The sequence below is a fragment of the Agrococcus jejuensis genome (assembly GCF_007679035.1).
GTDB classification, from domain to species: Bacteria; Actinomycetota; Actinomycetes; order Actinomycetales; family Microbacteriaceae; genus Agrococcus; species Agrococcus jejuensis_A.
This window is the reverse complement of sequence record NZ_VEFR01000001.1, coordinates 122,601-142,703: the sequence shown is the minus strand read 5'-3', so window position 1 is coordinate 142,703 and position 20,103 is coordinate 122,601. Positions and strand designations below refer to the sequence as shown.

Below are 20,103 nucleotides of genomic sequence, written 5' to 3'. Positions count from 1 at the left end.
GGCGCGTCGCGCGCCTACTCGGTCGCGGCGCTCGTCTCGGCGGGCTGGGCCGGTGCGTGCACGCCGCGGTCGCGCGGCATCGCGAGGGCCGCGACGAGCACGAGCGCCGTGAGGGCCGCGGTGCCGATGAACACCACCTGGGATGCCGACACGATCGTGGCGGGATCGGTGGCGTCGCCGCCGACCGCATCTACCGTCGCGTTCGCGAGCGCCCCGAGCACCGCAGCACCGATCGCCTGGCCGATCGAGCGGGCGAACATCTGCGCGCCCGTCACGACGCCGCGCTCCGACCAGTCGACGCTCGCCTGCGCCGCGACGACGCTCGGCACGGCGGTGAAGCCGAAGCCGAGGCCGATGAGCAGGCAGAGCGCGCCGACGATCCACGGCGACGGGATGCCCGCGAGCGCTGCGAGCGCGACGGCCGCCGCGACGAGGATCGTGCCGCCGACGATCGTCGTGGCGCGGAATCCGATGCGCAGGTACAGACGGCCCGACAGCGACGCAGCGATGGGCCAGCCGAGCGTGAGCGTGGCGAGGGCGAGGCCCGCCCAGATGGGCGCGAGGCCGATCGAGCCCTCGAGGTACGTCGGCACGTAGGCGGTGAGGCCGATGAGGCCGCCGCCGATCGCGAGGCCCATGAGCGCCGTCGTGCGCAGCAGCGGCCGCGTGAGCAGCAGCGGCGGCAGGATCGGCTCGGCGGCGCGACGCTCGACGACGACGAAGAGCGCGAGCAGCACGGCGCCGGCGCCGAGGATGCCGATCGACAGCGGCGACGCCCACGCCCACGCGCGCCCGCCCTCGAGCACGCCGAGGATGAGCAACGAGAGCGACGCCGTGAGCAGCAGCGCTCCCAGCCAGTCGAGACGATGGTGGGTGCGCTCGACCCGCTCGCGGAATCGGGTGATGACGAGCCAGCCCGCGAGGATGCACAGCGGCACGTTGACGAGGAAGATCCAGCGCCACGCGTCCAGCTGCGCGAAGATGCCGCCGAGGGTGGGACCGACGACGGCCGAGATGGCCCACACCGACGCGAGGTAGCCCTGCACGCGGGCGCGCTCCTCGAGCGTGTACACGTCGCCGACGATCGTCATCGACACCGGCAGGATCGCGCCGGCGCCGATGCCCTGCACGGCGCGGAAGGCGATGAGCGAGGGCATGTCCCATGCGACGCCGCACAGCAGCGAGCCGACGAGGAACGCGGCGATGCCGAACAGCATGACGGGCTTGCGGCCGATGGTGTCGGCGAGCTTCGCGTAGATGGGCGTCGTGACCGACGACGCGAGCAGGTAGATCGAGAAGAGCCACGGGAACGACGCGAAGCCGCCGAGGTCGTCGACGATGGTCGGGACCGCGGTGGAGAGGATCGTCGCGTCGATCGCCACGAGCCCCGTCGACAGCATCATCGCCAGCAGCAGCGGGCCGCGCTCCGAGCGGAGACCGACGGCGGTGCGAGGTGCTGCGCTGGGGGTGCTCATCGAGAGGGCGAACCCCAGATCGGCCCGTCGCATTCCGGCCACGTGGCGCGTCGTGGACCGGTCGCGACCGACTCCGCGACCTGCGGGTCGAGCCTGCCGAGCTCCGCGGCGAGGCGCAGCGCCACCTCGACCTCGGCGGCGACGTCGTCGAGCGCCGCACCCGTCGCCCCGGCCCTGCGGCGACGAAGCGCCTCGACCTCGGCGACGCGCGCCTGCGACAGCGGCCACTCGGAGGAGTTCGCGTGCACGGCGTCGTGCCGCCGGCCGCGCAGCACCTCGGCGATGCGCCAGGCCGCGGCTGCGGACGCCACGAGCGCGATCACGACGAGGCCCATCACCTCGCCGGCGCGCACGCTCTGCAGGTACGGCGAGGACGCGTTCGCCCTGTCGATGAGCGCCGCGGCGAGCGCCGCGCTCGCGGCCACGCCGATCCAGGCGATCGTCGTGGGCAGGGCGCGCAGGCGACCGAGCCGCTCGCGCAGCTCGGCGCCAGCCAGCAGCACGACGGCGACGACGGCGAGCGCGACCGCGGCCGTCGGCGACGTCGGCGTGCGGAAGTCGGATGCCGTCGGCAGCCACAGGAGCGTCGCGAGCACGGCGCCCAGCGCTGCAGCCCACGCAGCGACGACCGTGCCTGACCAGAGTCGCGAGAGGGCGACGAGGTGCGTGGCGTCTCGAGCGAGCGAGGGCACGCGCGCGGCAGCGACGAGGTCGACGAGCACCGCGGCGTCGAACGGCGCGCCCCGGTCCTGGCGATCCCCCGCGACCGCCGCCACGACCCGGCGCACGAGCCCCGCGCTGTGCGCGCGACCGCGCAGGATCGCGGCGACGACCGGCAGCGGCACGTGCGGTCGCAGCACGATCGCACCGTCGGGGTCGTGCGCGAGCCGCGCCGCGAGCGCGGCGTCGAAGCGACCCGCCATGGGACCGACGCGCAGCATCGCGGCGCGCGTGCCCGCATCGATCGCTCCCGCGGCGAGCAGCCGATCGGCCTGCGACTCCATCGCCGACCGCAGCGCCGTCCATGTGCCCCGGTCGAGCGCGCCGATGCGATCGCCGAAGATGCGCTCGAGCGCGGCGAGGCGAGCCTCGGGGAGGTCGTCGAGCGGATCCGCGACGCCGGGCAGGATCCCGGCGCCCGGACCTCGGCGGAGGAGGACGAGCAGCGGGATCCAGACGGCGATGGCCAGCGCGTGGAGGATGAGGCCCCCGACGACGGCACCCGACCAGCCCGAGAGCAGCGACGTCCGCACGACGAGCAGCACGACGACGAGCAGCAGCCACAGCAGCAGCACGATCATCGCGACGACGCCGCCCGGCCCGACCCCGGGGCGATGCGGCGTCCGCGGTCCCTGCGGCTGCGCCTGCGACGACGCGTCGGGCCGTCCCGTCGGCGGCGTCTTCGGCTCGATCGCGAGCGTCACCAGCATCACGACGAGCGTGAGCGCACTCGCACCCGTCCACAGCGCCGACGCCCCGAGCTCGCCGCGCAGGTCCTCGTCGGGTCGGGACGCGAGCCAGATCGGCGCACCGAAGAGCAGGATGGCTGCCGCGAACCCCGCGAGCGCGACGATCCCGCCCCAGTACCGCCACGACGCGATCGCGTGCAGCACCGCGAGCGCCCGTCGCGCGGCGTCCGCCGGCCCTCGCGCCCGCACGGATGCGACGAACGCGGCGTGGGCCGAACGCACGGCATCGTCGACGTCGTCGAGTCCGAGCGTGGCGAGCGAGCCGCGCAGCTCCTCGGCCGAGGGCGAGCCCTCGACGCGCATGCCCTCCACCTCGACGGCGGCGCCGTCGGCGTCGACGAGCAGACGCCGCACGGGCGGCGGCGGCGCGACGGTCGCCTCGGCTCGTGGCTCCGCGCCGCTCGGCCTGCGCCAGCGCTCGGGTCCGGGCAGCCTGGTCTGCTCGGCGGCTCGGGCTGCATCGCGAGCGCGCCGGCGACGTGCTCCCGGTCGCTCCCGCCTCGCCATGCCGCTCCCCTCGCCCAGGCCATGCTGGCATCGGGTCGCCGTGCCCCTCCTGCACACCCGCGCTCTCAAGGGCTTGTCGAAGGTTCGGGCACGGTCCAGAGTGGGCACATGCGCGCCATGTGGAAGGGTTCCATCGCCTTCGGGCTCGTCAACGTGCCCGTGAAGCTGTACTCGGCCACCGAGACGCACGACGTGCGCCTGCACCAGGTGCACGACGAGGACGGCGGGCGCATCCGGTACCAGCGCAAGTGCGAGGTGTGCGGCGAGGTCGTGGCCTACGCGAACATCGACAAGGCGTACGAGGAGGACGGCAAGACCGTCGTGCTGCGCGACGACGACCTGGCGGCGCTGCCGGTCGAGCGGTCGCGCGAGATCGAGGTCGTGCAGTTCGTGCCGTCGAAGCAGATCGACCCCATCCGCCTCGAGAAGTCGTACTACCTCGAGCCCACGGGCTCGGCGCTCAAGGCGTACACGCTGCTCCGCCGCGTGCTCGACGAGACCGCCCGCACGGCGATCGTGCGCATCTCGATCCGCCAGCGGCAGCGCCTCGCGGTGCTGCGCGTGCACGACGACGTGCTCATGGTGCAGACGATGCTGTGGGACGACGAGATCCGCGCCGCCGAGTTCGCGAGCCTCGACGAGAGGCCGCGCATCCCGTCGAAGGAGCTCGACCTCGCGAAGGCGATCGTCGACCAGCTCTCCGGCGACTTCGCGCCCGACGAGTACGAGGACGACTACCAGGTGCAGCTCCGACAGCTCGTCGACGCGAAGCTCGAGCAGGGCGATGCGATCGACACGGCCGCGACGTTCGGCGAGCCGGCCGAGGAGGCCGAGGTGCTCGACCTCATGGAGGCGCTGCAGCGCTCGGTCGAGCGGCGCAAGGCAGGCGCGAAGAAGGACGCGAAGGACTCGGGCTCGAAGCGCTCGAAGTCCGCCTAGGGACGCGCGCGTGGCCGAGCAGAGCGTGCGCGTCGGCGGTCGCACCCTCGGCGTCTCGAACCTCGACAAGGTGCTCTACCCCGACGCGGGCACGACGAAGGCCGACGTGATGGCGTACCTGCAGGAGGTCGCGCCCGTCATGCTCCCCCACGTGCGCGATCGCCCCGTCACGCGCAAGCGGTGGGTGCACGGCGTCGGCACGGCGTCCGATCCCGGCGAGGTCTTCTTCGTCAAGGCGCTCGAGCAGGGCGCGCCCTCGTGGATCCCGCGCCGCCCCATCGAGCACAAGGAGGGGCCCAAGGACTACCCGCTCGTCGAGGACGCCGCGACGCTCGCGTGGCTCGCGCAGATGGCGGCGCTCGAGCTGCACGTGCCGCAGTGGCGCTTCGGCCCCGACGGCGCGCGCCGCGACCCCGATCGCCTCGTGCTCGACCTCGACCCCGGCGAGGGTGCGGGGCTGCCCGAGTGCCAGGAGGTCGCGCTGCTCGCGAAGGACCTGCTGGAGGACATGGGGCTGCGGCCGCTGCCCGTCACGAGCGGATCGAAGGGCATCCACCTCTACGCCCGCATCGACGGGCTCTCGTCGGAGCGGGCGTCGGCGCTCGCGAAGGCCATCGCGCTGTCGCTCGAGGAGCTGCATCCGGACCTCGTGGTGTCGTCGCAGCGCAAGGCGAGCCGCGTCGGCAAGGTGCTCGTCGACTGGAGCCAGAACTCCGGCGCCAAGACGACCGTCGCGCCGTACTCCCTGCGCGGGCGGCCGCAGCCGACCGTCGCGGCGCCGCGCACGTGGCGCGAGATCGAGTCCGACGGCCTCGCGCAGCTGACGTACCTCGAGGTGCTCGAGCGCGTCGCCCGCGACGGCGACCTGCTGGCATCCCTCGCGCCTCCGCCCATGGTCGACCGGCTCGCGGTGTACCGGCAGAAGCGCTCGGCCGACAAGACGCCCGAGCCCATCCCCGAGGAGGCGCCGCAGCCGACCTACGGGCGCTCGTTCGTCATCCACGAGCACCACGCGTCGAGCCTGCACTGGGATCTGCGCCTCGAGCACGACGGCGTGCTCATGTCGTGGGCGATCCCGAAGGGCATCCCCACCTCGGGCGCGAAGGACCGCCTCGCGGTGCGCACCGAGGACCACCCGCTCGAGTACGGCCGCTTCGAGGGCGTGATCCCGAAGGGCGAGTACGGCGCCGGCGAGATCCGCATCTGGGACGCGGGCGACTACACCGTGAAGGACTGGGATCCGGCGCTGAAGGCGGTGACGCTGCACGGCCGCGCCGACGGCGGCCTCGGCGGCTCGCCCGTGCGCATCGCGCTCGTGCAGACCGATGGCGACCAGTGGCTGTGCCACCGCATGCAGCTGCCCACGGCGTCGGCCGAGCGGCAGTCGCGCTCGCGGGGTGCCGCCGTGCCGCGCACCCTCACGCCGATGCTCGCATCCACGCGCACGCTCGCCGACGTCGGCGACGGCTGGGTGTTCGAGCCGAAGTGGGACGGATGGCGTGCGCTCGTCACCATCGACGGCGACGACGTGCGCCTGCAGTCGCGCTCGGGGCAGTCGCTCACCGACGGGTTCTCGGAGCTGCTCGCACCCATCCGCCAGGCCGTGACGGCTGAGCGGGCGACGCTCGACGGCGAGCTCGTCGCCGGCTCGGGCGGCGGCGACTTCTCGTCGCTGCAGGGGCGGCTGGGCGATCCTCGCGCTCGCGGTCGGGCGGTCGATCGCGGCGAGCCGGTGACGCTCGTGCTGTTCGACGCGCTCGAGGTCGATGGTCGGTCGCTGCTGCGGCTGCCGCTGTCCGAGCGGCGCGAGGAGCTCGAGCGCGTCGTCATGGCCTCGCCGCATGTGGCCATCACCGAGCAGCTGACGGGGCGCGCGTCGGCGATCGTCGAGGCCTCGCAGCGACTGGGCATCGAGGGGCTCGTCGCGAAGCGGCTGTCGTCGACGTACCAGCCCGGCGTGCGCAGCGACGACTGGCGCAAGGTCGTGCACGTGCGCACCCACGAGGTCGCCGTCGTGGGGTGGCTGCCCGGCGAGGGGTCGCTCGGGCGCACGTTCGGGTCGCTCGTGCTGGCGGCGCCCTCCACCGATGGGAGCCTGCGCTACGCGGGGCGGGTCGGCACCGGGTTCTCGGCGCGGGATCGCGCTGCGATCCGCGAGCGCCTGCCCGACCAGTCGCGCGCATCCCGCGCCGTCGACGACGTGCCGGCCGACGTGGCCGAGCGGATGACGTGGATGCGCGCCGCCGTCGGCGAGGTGCGCTTCACGTCGGTGACGGAGGCAGGCGCGTTCCGCCAGCCCGTCTGGCGCGGCCTGCGCCCCGACAAGTCCCTCGACGACCTGGAGCCCCTCCCCGACCGGTAGGCGAGGCGCTGGTCGGGAGTCCACGGGATCGCGTGCTCCAGACGGTCGAGGAGCCGAGCTCGCGCCGACCTCGGCCCAGACGAGACGCCCACCTCGCAGCCGGTCGCGGAGGCCCCGAGCGCAGCGAGGAGCCGTCACGAGACCACGCGACGAGCCCGCTGGTCGCGACCATGCGCGCGGCTGCGTGGGAGCGGCGGTCGCGTGGTCTCGTGACGCGTGCTCGCCCTTCGGGCTCGCCCGCTCCTCGACCAGCTGATGGGGAACCGTCCTGAGCTTCGATCGGCGCACGTCGAGCGCACCCTCCCAACCGCTCCTCGAGGTGCGAGCGGAGCGAGCCTCGAACGGGGCACCCGACCTTCCCAACCCAGCCCGCGAACGACGGCGTCGATGTGCAAGGACGGCGGCACGATCAGGCTGGGCAGCCGCGCCCACCTCGGCCGCAGACACCACCCCCTCGAACGCGCCACCGCCTGGACGGTCAGGCAACCGACCACTGGCGTCCTTCACCGGTGCTCACCGCTCACCGCTCGGCCACGACGAGGTCGACCGACCACCACCCGTCGGACCGCGGTTCGTCGAGGCAGCGGTGCGGTGAGCGAGCATCCCGCCAACCGACGACGGCGCCTCGGGTCATGGGCGCTGCGCCGCTCGCCGACGCGCCGTCCTGACACCAGCCGCCTCCCCGCTGGCCCTGGCTACGCTCGCCGCATGGACTCGAGTCGGGCTGCCCTCCACGCACCCGACCCGCGCCTCCGTGCGCTCGGGCGCGCCTACTTCGGCGTGCAGGCGATCGCGGGCGCCGCCTGGTGGCTCAGCGTCTTCCTGAGTCCCGCCGTGCAGCACGCGACCCTCGGCGCATTGCCGCCCGTCGCCGTCGCCGCCGTCGACCTGCCGCTCTTCGTCGCAGCCTCCGCACTCGCCGCGGCCGGCATCCGATGGGCGACGTGGATCGCGACCGCCTGGACGACGCTCGTCGCCGTCGGCATGGCCGGCTACGCCACCGTCACGCAGCTCGCAGGCCTCGGCGCCGTGCTCATGCTCGCCGCCGCAGCCGCGAGCATCGCCGCGGCGTTGCTCGTGCTGCTGGGCCGCATCCCCGGCGAGCTCGTGACCCGTGGCGCCTTCGCCTTCGCCGTCGCGCCCGTCGCCGCCGCCCGCACCAACGTCGCCCGCACCGCGCGACAGACCGTCGTGTTCTGGGGCACCTTCCTCGTCGTGCTGCCCGCGATCATCGCGCTCGTCGAGGCACGCTGGCTGCTGCGCATCGAGCCACCGCCGGTCGTGCAGGCCCTCGGCATCCTGCTGCTCGTCGCCGCCTCGGTGCTCGGCGTCTGGTCGGCACGCTCGCTCGCGGTGCTCGGCGAGGGCACGCCGCTGCCGTCGACGCAGACCCGCAGGCTCGTCGTCGCCGGGCCCTACCGGTGGGTGCGCAACCCGATGGCCATCGCGGGCATCGTGCAGGGCATGGCCGTAGGCCTCGCGATCGGCTCGTGGATGGTCGTCGTCTGGGCCGCCGCAGGCTCGCTCGTGTGGAACCAGGCCGTGCGCCCCGAGGAGGAGGCCGACCTGCTCGCCCGGTTCGGCGCCGACTACGCCGCCTACCGCGACCTGGTGCGCTGCTGGCTGCCGCGCCAGCCCCTTCCCTCGACGGACGAGCAGGCGTAGCGTCCACGTTCACGAAGGGAGTCGCCATGACAGACAAGTCCGTCGACGAGTTCGGTCGCCTGGTGAGCGGGGCGCAGTCCGCCGCGCCGCTGCCCGACACCGAGTGGATCCACGACGATCCCATCACCCACGAGCGTCCGACGCCCGTGCCCGACGCGACCACGGAGGACGAGTCCGGGCTCTAGCGTCCGCAGTCCGCGGGGGCCGATCGGATCAGCGTGCGAGCAGCGCCGGCAGCTCGCGATTGATGCGCGCTGCCCAGCCGGGGCCCTCGTACACGAACGCCGAGTAGCCCTGCACGAGCGTCGCACCCGCGGCCAGCCGCTCGGCGACGTCCTCGGCGGTCGTGACGCCGCCGACCGAGATCACGCACACGTCGGCGGGCAGCACGCGTCGCAGCACGCGCAGCACGGCGAGCGAGCGCCCGGCGAGCGGCGCGCCCGACAGGCCGCCCGCACCGGCAGCCTCGACGGTCGCGGCATCCGTGCGCAGCCCGTCGCGCGAGATCGTCGTGTTCGTGGCGATGACGCCCGCGAGCCCGAGTCGCTGCACGAGCGCGGCGACGCCCTCGATCGCGTCGTCGTCGAGGTCGGGCGCGATCTTCACGAGCACGGGCGTCGTGCCCGCCGCGTCGCGCACCGCCTCGAGCAGCGGCGCGAGGCGCTCCTCGTCCTGCAGGCCGCGCAGGCCCGGCGTGTTCGGCGACGACACGTTGACGGCGAGGTAGTCGGCGAGCGGCGCGAGCAGCCGCGTCGACACGAGGTAGTCGTCGATGGCGTCGTCGACCTCGACGACGCGGCTCTTGCCGATGTTCACGCCGATCACGGGGCGCGACCGAGCGGCACGGGCGGCGCGCAGGCGCTCGGCAGCCGCCGCCGCTCCCCCGTTGTTGAAGCCCATGCGGTTGACGAGCGCCTTGTCGGCGAGCAGGCGGAACAGGCGCGGCCGGTCGTTGCCCGGCTGCGGGATCGCGGTGAGCGTGCCCACCTCGACGTGCCCGAACCCGAGGGCACCGAGGCCGGCGATCATCGACGCGTCCTTGTCGAAGCCGGCAGCGAGGCCGAACGGCGTCGGGAACTCGCGGCCGAGGGCGTGCACGCGCAGGGACGGATCCGTGCGCACGCCGGGCCGCAGTCGACCTGCTGCCCGCACGACCATGGCTCCCATGTGGTGCGCACGCTCGGCGTCGATCCTCGTCAGCACGCGGTCGTACAGCGCGTCGTAGGCCCTCACTCGGCTGCTCCCTGCGTCTCGTGGTCGCGGCGCAGGCCCTCGATGGCCGACTCGAAGTCCTCGAGCGACTCGAACGCCTGGTAGACGCTCGCGAAGCGCAGGTACGCGACCTCGTCGAGCTCGCGCAGCGGCGGCAGCACGGCGAGGCCGATGTCGTTCGCGTCGATCTGGCTCACGCCCGTGGCGCGGATCGCCTCCTCGACGCTCTGCGCGACGGTCGCGAGGTCCGCATCCGTCACGGGTCGCCCCTGGCACGCCTTCTTGACGCCCTCGATGACCTTGTCGCGACTGAAGGGCTCGACGACGCCCGAGCGCTTCACGACGAGGAGGCTCGCCGACTCGGTCGTCGTGAAGCGACGGTCGCACCTCGGGCACTGCCGGCGGCGGCGGATGGAGAGGCCGTCGTCCGACGACCGCGTGTCGACGACGCGCGAGTCGGGGTGCCGGCAGAAGGGGCAGTGCATGTCAGAGCCTCGCTCGGATCGCCTCGGCGTGCGCGGGCAGGTCCTCGCTCTCGGCGAGCGCGACGACGGCGTCGGCCACGCCGCGCAGACCCTCGAGGTCGTAGCGCACGAGCTGCTGCGGACGCAGGAACGTCGCGGCGCCGAGGCCCGAGACGCGCGCCGCCTGGCCGCCCGTCGGCAGCACGTGGTTGGAGCCCGCGGCGTAGTCGCCGAGGCTCACGGGGCTCGCGGCCCCGACGAAGATCGCCCCGGCGTTGCGGATGCGCGCCACGACGGCGTCGTCGTCGGCCGTCATGATCTCGAGGTGCTCGGGCGCGTACGCATCCGACACCGCGATCGCGTGGTCGAGGTCGGCGACGAGGATCGTCGCCGACTGCTCCGCTGCGAGCGAGACGCGCACGCGCTCGGCGTGCGGCGTCGCGGCGACGCGCACCTCGAGCGCGGCGTCGACCGCGTCGGCGAGCGCGACGGAGTCGGTCACGAGCACCGCGGCGGCGAGCTCGTCGTGCTCGGCCTGGCTCACGAGGTCGGCGGCCACGAGATCGGCGTCGGCCGACGCATCGGCGATGACGAGGATCTCGGTGGGGCCGGCCTCCGAGTCGACGCGCACGTGGCCGCCGACGACGCGCTTCGCGGCGGCGACGAACACGTTGCCCGGGCCGGTGACGACGTCGACGGCGTCGACGATGCCTGGCACGCCGTACGCGAGGGCACCGATCGCACCGGCGCCGCCGGCGGCGAGCACCTCGTCGACGCCGAGCATCGCCGCGGCGGCGAGGATCGTGGGATGCGGCAGGCCGCCGTGGTCCGCCTGCGCCGGCGATGCGAGCACGATGCGCTCGACGCCCGCGACCTGCGCCGCGACGACGTTCATGACGACGCTCGACGGGTAGACCGCCTTGCCGCCGGGCACGTACACGCCAGCGCGAGCGACGGGCACCCAGCGCTGCTCGACGATGGCGCCCGCGCCGAGCGTCGTCGTGGCGCCGGCGGGCACCTGCGCCGCCGTCGCGAGGCGCACGCGCTCGATGGCCGTCTCGAGCGCGGCCCGCACCGACGAGTCGAGCGCGGCCAGCGCGGCGTCGAGCGCCTCCTGCGGCACGCGCAGCGTCGGCGGGTGCACGCGATCGAAGCGCACGGCCTGCGCGATGAGCGCCTCCGCGCCGTCGGTGCGCACGGCCTCCACGAGCTCGCGCGCGGCGTCGAGCACGCGGTCGACGTCGTTCGCTGCGCGAGGCAGGTCGGGGACGTCGGCGCGCGCGGACAGATCGAGGCGTCGCAGCATGCCTCCAGGGTATTGCGCCCGGGATGCCCGCTCGAACCGGGAGGCGCTCAGCGTCGCACCGCGCGGCGCGACGTCACACGAGCGCCGACGGCCCCAGCAGGCTCTTGAGCTCCCCGAACAGCGCCGACGAGATCTGCACCTGGTGCTGCAGTCGGAACACCCGGGCCGCGCCCGGCCGCTCGAGCCGCATCCGCACCTCGGTCGGCCCCTGATGCCGCTCGAGTACCGCGCGCAGGTCGCGCGTGACCGCGAGCGTCGCCCGCCGCTCGACGAGCCGCAGCTCGAGCGGCTTCGTCTCGTCGACGGGAAGCAGGTCGGGGAACTCGAGGTGGTTCGCGTGCAGCGTGAAGCCCTCGTCGCGCGTGCGGAACCGACCCCGCACGACGGCGATGCGGTCTGCCTGCAGGTCGTGCTGGAAGGCCGTGTACGACTTGCCGAGCACCATGACGTCGACCTCGCCGCCGAAGTCCTCGATCGTGAGGATGCCGTACGGGTTGCCCGACTGGCGCGCGACGCGATGCTGCGCCGTCGTGATGAGGCCGGCGACCGTCACGGTGTCGCCATCCTCCGCGTCGTCGCCGAGCGTCTGGATCTGGTGGCTCGCGTGCTTCGCGAGCTCGAGGTCGAGGCCCGCGAGCGGATGGTCGGAGACGTAGAGGCCGAGCATCTCGCGCTCGAACGCCAGCTTGTCGCGCTTGGCCCACTCGGGGCGGTCGGGCACCTTCTGCTGATGCTCGGGCTCGTCCCACAGCGAGTCGAAGTCGAAGCCGATGGCGCCGTGCTCGGCGCGCTTCTTGTCGGTGACGGCCTGGTCGACGGCGTCCTCGTGCACCTCGAGCAGCGCACGACGCGTCGAGCCCATCGAGTCGAACGCACCCGCCTTGATGAGCGACTCGACCGTGCGCTTGTTCGCCGCCGCGACCGGCACCTTCTGCAGGTAGTCGTGGAACGAGTCGTACGGCTCGGGCGAGCGCGCGGCGACGATGGCGTCGACGACGTTCGCGCCGACGTTGCGCACGGCGCCCAGGCCGAAGCGGATGTCGTCGCCGACGGCCGTGAAGCGCAGCGACGAGGAGTTGACGTCGGGCGGCAGCACCGTGATGCCCATGCGCCGGCACTCCGAGAGGTAGAGCGCCATCTTGTCCTTCGAGTCGCCGACGCTCGTGAGCAGCGCGGCCATGTACTCGGGCGCGTAGTGCGCCTTCAGGTACGCGGTCCAGTACGAGATGACGCCGTACGCGGCGGAGTGCGCCTTGTTGAAGGCGTAGTCCGAGAACGGCAGCAGGATCTCCCACAGCTTCTCGACGGCCGACATCGAGTAGCCGCGATCCTGCATGCCCTGCGAGAAGCCCGCGAACTGCTTGTCGAGCTCGGACTTCTTCTTCTTGCCCATCGCGCGACGCAGGATGTCGGCCTCGCCGAGCGTGAAGCCCGCGACCTTCTGCGCGATCGCCATCACCTGCTCCTGGTAGATGATGAGGCCGTACGACTCCTCGAGGATGTCGGCGAGCGGCGCCTCGAGCTCGGGATGGATGGGCGTGATCGGCTGCTGCCCGTTCTTGCGCAGCGCGTAGTTCGTGTGCGAGTTCGCACCCATGGGCCCCGGACGGTACAGGGCGATGAGGGCCGAGATGTCCTCGAAGGAGTCGGGGCGCATGAGGCGCATGAGCGAGCGCAGCGGGCCGCCGTCGAGCTGGAAGACGCCGAGGGAGTCGCCGCGGGTGAGCAGCTCGTAGGCGCCGCGGTCGTCGAGCGCGAGCCCCTCGAGGTCGAGGGTCTCGCCACGGTTGGCCGTGATGTTGTCGAGGGCGTCGGAGATGATCGTGAGGTTGCGGAGCCCCAGGAAGTCCATCTTGATGAGGCCGAGCGACTCGCAGGTCGGATAGTCGAACTGCGTGATGATCGCGCCGTCCTGCTCGCGCTTCATCACGGGGATGATGTCGAGCAGCGGGTCGGACGACATGATGACGCCGGCGGCGTGCACGCCCCACTGGCGCTTCAGGTTCTCGATGCCGAGCGCGGTGTCGTAGACGGTGCGCGCGTCGGGGTCGGCGTCGAGGATGGCGCGGAAGTCGCCCGCCTCCTTGTACCGCGGGTGCTCGGGGTCGATGATGCCCGAGAGCGGGATGTCCTTCGCCATGATCGGCGCGGGCATCGCCTTCGTGAGGCGCTCGCCGAGCCCGAACGGCTGGCCCAGCACGCGGGTCGCGTCCTTGAGCGCCTGCTTCGACTTGATGGTGCCGTACGTGACGATCTGCGCGACGCGCTCCGTGCCGTACTTCTCGGTGACGTAGCGGATCACCTCGGAGCGGCGACGATCGTCGAAGTCGACGTCGAAGTCGGGCATCGAGACGCGGTCGGGGTTCAGGAAGCGCTCGAAGATGAGGCCGTGCTCGAGCGGGTCGAGGTCGGTGATGCGCAGCGCGTAGGCGGCCATCGAGCCGGCGCCCGAGCCACGGCCCGGACCGACGCGGATGCCGTTCTCCTTCGCCCAGTTGATGAAGTCGGCGACGACGAGGAAGTAGCCGGGGAAGCCCATCTGGGCGATGACGCCCATCTCGTAGTCGGCCTGGGCCTGCACCTTCTCGGTGACGCCGTTCGGGTAGCGGCGCTCGAGGCCCGACGCGACCTCCTGGCGGAACCAGGACTCCTCCGTGTGCCCCTCGGGCACGGGGAAGCGCGGCATGTAGTTCGCCTGGGTGTCGAACTGCACGTCGCAGCGCTCGGCGATGAGCAGCGTGTTGTCGCACGCCTCGGGCCGGTCCTTGAAGATGTGCCGCATCTCGGCGGCGGACTTCAGGTAGTAGCCCTCGCCGTCGAACTTGAAGCGCTTCGGGTCGTGCAGCGTCGTGCCCGACTGCACGCACAGCAGCGCCGAGTGCGCCGTGGCGTCGGCGGCGTGCGTGTAGTGCAGGTCGTTCGTCGCGACGAGCGGCAGGTCGAGCTCCTTCGCGAGGCGCAGGAGGTCGCCCATCGTGCGACGCTCGACGTCGATGCCGTGATCCATGATCTCGGCGAAGAAGTTGTCCTTGCCGAAGATGTCGCGGAACTCGCCCGCGGCCTTCTTCGCCTCGTCGTACTGGCCGAGGCGCAGCTTCGTCTGCACCTCGCCACCGACGCATCCCGTCGTGGCGATGATGCCGTCCGCGTACTCCGCGAGCAGCTCGCGGTCGAGGCGCGGCTTGAAGTAGAAGCCCTCCATCGACGCGCGCGACGCCATGCGGAAGAGGTTGTGCATGCCCGCCGTCGTCTCGGCCAGCAGCGTCATGTGCGTGTACGAGCCACCGCCCGACACGTCGTCGCCGCCTGCCTCGTCGCCCCATCGCACGCGGGTGCGGTCGCCGCGGTGCGTGCCGGGCGTGACGTACGCCTCCATGCCGATGATCGGCTTGATGCCGGCGTTCGTCGCCTTCGACCAGAAGTCGAACGCGCCGAAGACGTTGCCGTGGTCGGTCATCGCGATCGCGGGCATGCTCTGCTCGACCGCGGCCTCGACGAGCGGCCCGACGTGGGCCGCGCCGTCGAGCATCGAGTACTCGGTGTGCACGTGGAGGTGCGCGAACTGATCGCTCATGTGACCTCCATCGTACGAGCGACCACCGACGCGACACGATCCCGACGCGCTCCGCGTCGACGCCTCGGATCGCCGCCCGGCATCGGGCGCACGAGGTCAGCCCTCGAGCACCTCGAGCGCGTGCCGCAGGTCGTCGGAGGGCTCGCTCGTCGTCTCGAGCCACTCCCCCGTCGCTGGATGCGTGAAGCCGAGGCGCACCGCGTGGAGCCACTGCCGCTCGAGCCCGAGTCGCGCCGACAGCGTGGGGTCGGCGCCGTACATGGCGTCGCCGAGGCAGGGATGGCGCTGCGCTGCCATGTGCACGCGGATCTGGTGCGTGCGGCCGGTCTCGAGATGCACCTCGACGAGGCTGCCGTCGCGGAACGCCTCGAGCGTCTCGTAGTGCGTGACGGCGTGCTTGCCGCTCGACACGACCGCGAAGCGCCACTCGTGGCTCGGATGCCGACCGATGGGCGCGTCGATCGTGCCGCGCAGCGGATCGGGACGCCCCTGCACCGCCGCGTGGTACACCTTCTCGACCTCGCGATCGTGGAACTGCGCCTTCAGCGACGTGTAGGCGCGCTCGCTCTTCGCCACGACCATGAGGCCGCTCGTGCCCGCGTCGAGGCGATGCACGATGCCCTGCCGCTCGGCGGCGCCCGACGTCGAGATGCGGAACCCCGCCGCGGCGAGGGCGCCGGGCACCGTCGGTCCCGACCATCCCATCGACGGATGCGCGGCGACGCCCGCCGGCTTGTCGACGACCACGAGGTCGTCGTCATCGTGCACGATGCGCAGGTCGGGCACCGCGACGGGCTCGACGGTCGGCTCGCGCCTGGCCTCCCAGCGCACCTCGAGCCACGCCTCGCCGCGCAGGCGGTCGGACTTGCCGAGCACGCGGCCGTCCTGCACGGCGCCACCGGCCTCGATCGCGTCGGCGACCGCCGTGCGCGAGAGGCCGAGCACGCGGGCGATGCCTGCGTCGGCGCGCTGCCCGTCGAGGCCGGGCGGCACGATGAGGGAGCGCTCCTCCATCAGTCCGAGCTGCTCGCAGCCTCGGACTCGCTGCGCGACGCCCGCTCCGGCTCCGCCTCGGGCGCCGGCCTCGGCTCGTCCGTGCGTCGCACGCCGTCGAGGCCCTCGCCGCGCAGCACCAGCACGATGAACGCACCCATGGCGCAGACCACGAGCATGTCGGCGACGTTGAAGATCGCCGGGAAGCCCCACACCTGGATGAAGTCGATCACGTGACCCTGCAGGCCGCCGGGCTCGCGGATGATCCGGTCGGTGAGGTTGCCGACGACGCCGCCGAGCAGCGCACCGAGCACGATCGTCCACGCCAGCGACCGCACGCGGAACGCCTGCACGAGGATGATCACGGCGACGACGGCCGAGATGAGCGTGAAGATCCACGTCATCCCTGCCGCCAGCGAGAACGCGGCGCCGGGGTTGCGCACGAAGTGCCACTGCAGCAGCTCGCCGAGCACCTGCACCTGCCGCCCCTCGGGCAGCGTCGCCAGCACCCACTCCTTCACGAGGAGGTCGACGCCCCAGCCCGCGACGGCGATGCCGACGAGCAGCGCGACGAGGCGCCAGGCGACGCCGCGGGTGGCGGACACCTACTGCTGCGCGGGAGCGGAGGAGCCGCCGAACGCGAACGACGTGCGGTCGAGGTCGCGCAGCTGGCTCTCGATGTAGCCGCGCAGGCGCAGACGGTAGTCGCGCTCGAACGTCTTCAGCTCGTCGATCTTCGTCTCGAGGTCCGACTTCTCCTGCTCGAGCGTCGACTTCGTCTTCTCGAACTCCTTCTCGAGGTCGGCACGACGCTTGGTCGCGGCCGTCTCGATCTCCTTCGCCTGGCCCTCGGCCTCGGCGACGAGCTCGTCCTTGCGGCGCTGGCCCTCGGCGACGTGCTCGTCGTGCACGCGCTGCGCGAGGGCGAGGAGACCCTCGGGCGACACGGCCGACGCGGAGGCCTCGGCCTCGGGGGCGGCGGGGGCCTCGACGACGGGAGCCGGCGTGGGCTCGGGCGCGGGCGCCGATGCGACGGGTGCGGCGACGGGGGCTGCGGGAGCGCCGGCCTCGAGCTCGGCGACGCGGGCCTCGAGACGCTCCTTCTCGGCGATGACCGCGCGGAACTCCGTCACGATCTCGTCGAGGAAGTTGTCGACCTCATCCTGGTCGTAGCCGTCGCGGAAGCGCGTCGTCTCGAACGTCCTCTCGACGATGTCGTTCGGCGTCAGTGCCATCGTGCAGCCTTTCCTCGAGGATCGGAGTCCACTGTAGTGCGCGGCTCCGGGGGATGGATCGAGTGACGAGCCTACCGGCCCGACGGGGGTCGCCGAGGCGACCGACGGTCAGGAGGCCATGGCTCCCGAGATCACGACCACGACGAGCACGAGCGCCATGACGGCGAGCATCGACAGGTCGAGCATCGCGCCGCCCACGCGCACGGGCTTCACGACCCGGCGCGCGACGCGGAGGATCGGGTCGGTGAGCGTGAGGATCGTGACCGACACGGCGAGCCAGAGGCCCGTGGGCTTCCAGTCGCGGCGCACCTGGCGCACGACGTCGAGGATCACACGGGCCCAGAGCACGTAGAAGAGGATGTTCGCCGCGACGTACACGGCGAAGGCGACGACCTGCACGTCAGTGCGCGAAGGCGTCGGTCTCGCCGACCTCCATGCGCCCGCCCGCGACCGCGATGTGCTCGGGCGTCAGGAGGTAGACCTTCGTCGTCACGCGCTCGATGCGACCCTGCAGGCCCTGCGTGAGGCCGGCGGAGAAGTCGATGAGGCGACGCGCGTCGCCATCGGTCATCTGCGACAGGTTGATGATGACGGGCGTGCCGTCGCGGAACGCACCGGCGATCTCCTGCGCGTCCTTGTACTGGCGCGGGTGCACCGTGAGGATCTCGTGCATGGATCCGACCTCCTGGGCTGCGGGGCGCAGCGGCGCGACGGCGCGCGGCTTCGGCTCCTGACGCTCCTGGCGGCGCTCGGCGCGCTCCTCGCGGACCTCCGGCTCGGAGGCGCGCACGGCGGGCGACTCCTGCGTCAGCTCGTCCTCCTCGGCGAAGCCGAAGTACACGGCCGCCTTCTTCAATGCGTTGCTCATGCGATCCTCCCGATCTCACTCCAGGCTACGGAGTGCTTGGCCGTTCTCCCGTGATTGCCGTGCCGATGCGTAGGTGTGTCGCGCCGTGCTCGAGCGCCGCGCGCCAGTCCTGCGACATGCCTGCGGACAGCCAGCGCGCCGTCGGCGCGATGCGGTGCACGCGATCGGCGTACGTCGCGAGGCGTGCGAATGCGGATGCGGGCTCCTCGCCGAGCGGAGCGATGGCCATGACGCCCAGCAGGCGCAGTGCGGGCGATGCCTCGACGCGCTCGGCGAGCGCCTCGAGCGATGCGGGGTCGACGCCACCGCGACCGGGGTCGTCGGTGAGGTTGACCTGCACGAACGCGTCGCGCACCGGCAGCTCGTCGCCGGGCTCGCCGCCCTCGAGCGCGTCGACGATCGCCGTCGAGTCGATCGAGTGCAGCACGTGCGCGTACCGCGCGACCTGTCGGGCCTTCTTGCGCTGCAGCTGCCCGACGTAGTGCCACGTGAGGCCGAAGGACTCGAGCTCGGCGGCCTTGTCGCGCGCCTCGGGATGCCGCGACTCCCCCATGTCGCGCTGGCCCGCGGCTGCGAGCTCCTGCACGAGCGATGCGGGATGGAACTTCGTGACCACGACGAGCGTCGCGTCGGCGCCGTGGGGCGCCGACGCGATCTCGTCGCGGACGGCTGCGAGCCGTTCGGCTGCCGTCGACATCCGCAGGGCTCCTACTGGCGCAGGAAGTCGGGCAGGAACTCGTCCTCGTCCTCGTCGCTGTCGCCGAGCGGCTGCACGGGACCCGTGAGGTGCTCGGGCACCTCGGGCGTCGGGCCCGCGTGGCGACCCTGCGCGGGCGCGGGCTCCGCCGACTCGGCCGCGGCGGCGCCGGTCGCGCCGCCGAGGAATCCGCCGATGCCCATGTCGCGCGCCGGCGTGGTGCGCAGCACCTCGTCGTCGGTCCGCACCATCGGCACCCCGCCGTCGAAGCCGGCCGCGATGACCGTGACGCGCACCTCGTCGCCGAGCGTGTCGTCGATGACGGTGCCGAAGATGATGTTGGCCTCGGGGTGCACTGCCTCCTGCACGAGCTTCGCCGCGTCGTACGTCTCGTGGATGCCGAGGTTCGACGACGCCTGGATCGAGAGCAGCACGCCGTGCGCGCCGTCGATCTTGGCCTCGAGCAGCGGGCTCGCGACGGCGAGCTCCGCGGCCTTGATGGCGCGGTCGGCGCCGCGCGACGAGCCGATGCCCATGAGGGCCGAGCCTGCGCCCTGCATGACGCTCTTCACGTCGGCGAAGTCGACGTTGATGAGGCCGGGCGTCGTGATGAGGTCGGTGATGCCCTGCACGCCGGCGAGCAGCACCTGGTCGGCGGTCTCGAAGGCCTCGACCATCGAGATGCCCATGTCGGAGATCTCGAGCAGGCGGTCGTTCGGCACGACGATGAGCGTGTCGACCTCGTTCTTCAGCGCCTCGACGCCGGCCTCGGCCTGCGCCTGGCGACGCTTGCCCTCGAACGAGAACGGCTTCGTCACGACGCCGACCGTCAGGGCACCGAGGCTCTTGGCGATCCGTGCGACGACGGGTGCGCCACCCGTGCCGGTGCCGCCGCCCTCGCCCGCGGTCACGAAGACCATGTCGGAGCCCGCGAGGGCCTCCTCGATCTCCTCGGCGTGGTCCTCCGCCGCGCGACGACCCACCTCGGGGTCGGCGCCTGCGCCGAGGCCCTTCGTGAGCTCGCGGCCGACGTCGAGCTTGACGTCGGCGTCGCTGAGCAGCAGCGCCTGCGCGTCGGTGTTGATCGCGATGAACTCGACGCCGCGCAGGCCCAGGTCGATCATCCGGTTCACGGCGTTCACGCCGCCGCCGCCGACGCCGACCACCTTGATGACGGCGAGGTAGTTGTTGTTCGAAGTCACGGTCCGGCCCCTCGATCGAAACCTTCAACCTCAGGTAGAGGTTTAGAGATTTCCTCAGCGTTCTTTGTCGATCCCGACGGTACGGCCGGGGCGAGGCACCAGCCCCGAGACACGCCGCGCGGATGCGAGGAGGCG

At 72.5% G+C, this 20,103-nt stretch carries 17 protein-coding genes; 4 read left to right on the top strand and 13 right to left on the bottom strand.

The window, feature by feature from the left end:
- Positions 1–14 precede the first annotated feature (14 nt).
- Positions 15–1,475, bottom strand: a complete 1,461-nt coding sequence (locus tag FS793_RS00625; protein ID WP_144717554.1) for an MFS transporter — start codon at positions 1,473–1,475, stop codon at positions 15–17.
- Positions 1,472–3,451, bottom strand: a complete 1,980-nt coding sequence (locus FS793_RS00620) for a hypothetical protein (RefSeq protein WP_144717552.1) — start codon at positions 3,449–3,451, stop codon at positions 1,472–1,474. Before FS793_RS00620 ends, FS793_RS00625 begins: the two co-directional genes overlap by 4 nt.
- A 108-nt stretch (positions 3,452–3,559) precedes the next feature.
- Here FS793_RS00620 and ku point away from each other — a divergent pair, with 108 nt between their 5' ends.
- From ku to FS793_RS16025, 4 genes are all read left to right on the top strand, one after another.
- Positions 3,560–4,390, top strand: a complete 831-nt coding sequence (gene ku / locus FS793_RS00615) for a non-homologous end joining protein Ku (RefSeq protein ID WP_144717550.1) — start codon at positions 3,560–3,562, stop codon at positions 4,388–4,390.
- A gap of 10 nt (positions 4,391–4,400) precedes the next feature.
- Positions 4,401–6,752 (top strand): non-homologous end-joining DNA ligase, encoded by a 2,352-nt coding sequence (gene ligD / locus FS793_RS00610; protein ID WP_260979952.1) that lies wholly within the window; start codon positions 4,401–4,403, stop codon positions 6,750–6,752.
- Between the two features lie 708 nt (positions 6,753–7,460).
- On the top strand, positions 7,461–8,417 hold the full coding sequence (locus FS793_RS00600) for a methyltransferase family protein (protein ID WP_144717548.1): 957 nt from the start codon (positions 7,461–7,463) through the stop codon (positions 8,415–8,417).
- Positions 8,418–8,443: 26 nt separating this feature from the next.
- Positions 8,444–8,602 (top strand): hypothetical protein, encoded by a 159-nt coding sequence (locus FS793_RS16025; RefSeq protein ID WP_186329253.1) that lies wholly within the window; start codon positions 8,444–8,446, stop codon positions 8,600–8,602.
- 28 nt (positions 8,603–8,630) lie between these two features.
- On the opposite strand, the gene FS793_RS00595 is transcribed toward FS793_RS16025, so the two are convergent.
- The 11 genes from FS793_RS00595 to ftsZ all read right to left on the bottom strand — a co-directional run bounded on the left by FS793_RS00595 (position 8,631) and on the right by ftsZ (position 19,968).
- Positions 8,631–9,650 carry a quinone-dependent dihydroorotate dehydrogenase gene (locus FS793_RS00595; protein ID WP_144717546.1) on the bottom strand — a complete coding sequence of 340 codons (1,020 nt, stop codon included), beginning with the start codon at positions 9,648–9,650 and terminating at the stop codon, positions 8,631–8,633.
- The gene (gene nrdR, locus FS793_RS00590; protein ID WP_144717544.1) at positions 9,647–10,114 is read right to left on the bottom strand and encodes a transcriptional regulator NrdR; all 468 of its coding nucleotides are present in this window, start codon (positions 10,112–10,114) and stop codon (positions 9,647–9,649) included. The genes FS793_RS00595 and nrdR overlap by 4 nt, the downstream gene beginning before the upstream one ends.
- 1 nt (position 10,115) lies before the next feature.
- On the bottom strand, positions 10,116–11,399 hold the full coding sequence (hisD, locus tag FS793_RS00585) for a histidinol dehydrogenase (RefSeq protein WP_144717542.1): 1,284 nt from the start codon (positions 11,397–11,399) through the stop codon (positions 10,116–10,118).
- Between the two features lie 73 nt (positions 11,400–11,472).
- A complete protein-coding gene (gene dnaE / locus FS793_RS00580; protein WP_144717541.1) occupies positions 11,473–14,973 on the bottom strand; it encodes a DNA polymerase III subunit alpha in 3,501 nt (1,166 codons plus the stop codon).
- 96 nt (positions 14,974–15,069) lie between these two features.
- Complete coding sequence (locus tag FS793_RS00575; protein WP_144717539.1) at positions 15,070–15,987, bottom strand: RluA family pseudouridine synthase; 918 nt, start codon at positions 15,985–15,987, stop codon at positions 15,070–15,072.
- Positions 15,987–16,571: a signal peptidase II gene (gene lspA, locus FS793_RS00570; protein WP_144717537.1), complete on the bottom strand. Its 585-nt coding sequence runs from the start codon at positions 16,569–16,571 to the stop codon at positions 15,987–15,989. The genes FS793_RS00575 and lspA overlap by 1 nt, the downstream gene beginning before the upstream one ends.
- Positions 16,572–17,201 (bottom strand): DivIVA domain-containing protein, encoded by a 630-nt coding sequence (locus FS793_RS00565; RefSeq protein WP_144717535.1) that lies wholly within the window; start codon positions 17,199–17,201, stop codon positions 16,572–16,574.
- Positions 17,202–17,309: 108 nt separating this feature from the next.
- The gene (locus FS793_RS00560; RefSeq protein ID WP_144717533.1) at positions 17,310–17,600 is read right to left on the bottom strand and encodes a YggT family protein; all 291 of its coding nucleotides are present in this window, start codon (positions 17,598–17,600) and stop codon (positions 17,310–17,312) included.
- 1 nt (position 17,601) lies between these two features.
- Positions 17,602–18,069, bottom strand: a complete 468-nt coding sequence (locus FS793_RS00555; protein WP_144717531.1) for a cell division protein SepF — start codon at positions 18,067–18,069, stop codon at positions 17,602–17,604.
- A gap of 25 nt (positions 18,070–18,094) precedes the next feature.
- Entirely contained in the window at positions 18,095–18,766 is a 672-nt protein-coding gene (locus FS793_RS00550; RefSeq protein ID WP_144717529.1) for a YggS family pyridoxal phosphate-dependent enzyme, read from the bottom strand.
- Positions 18,767–18,777: 11 nt separating this feature from the next.
- Positions 18,778–19,968: a cell division protein FtsZ gene (gene ftsZ / locus FS793_RS00545; protein ID WP_144717527.1), complete on the bottom strand. Its 1,191-nt coding sequence runs from the start codon at positions 19,966–19,968 to the stop codon at positions 18,778–18,780.
- Positions 19,969–20,103: the final 135 nt, after the last annotated feature.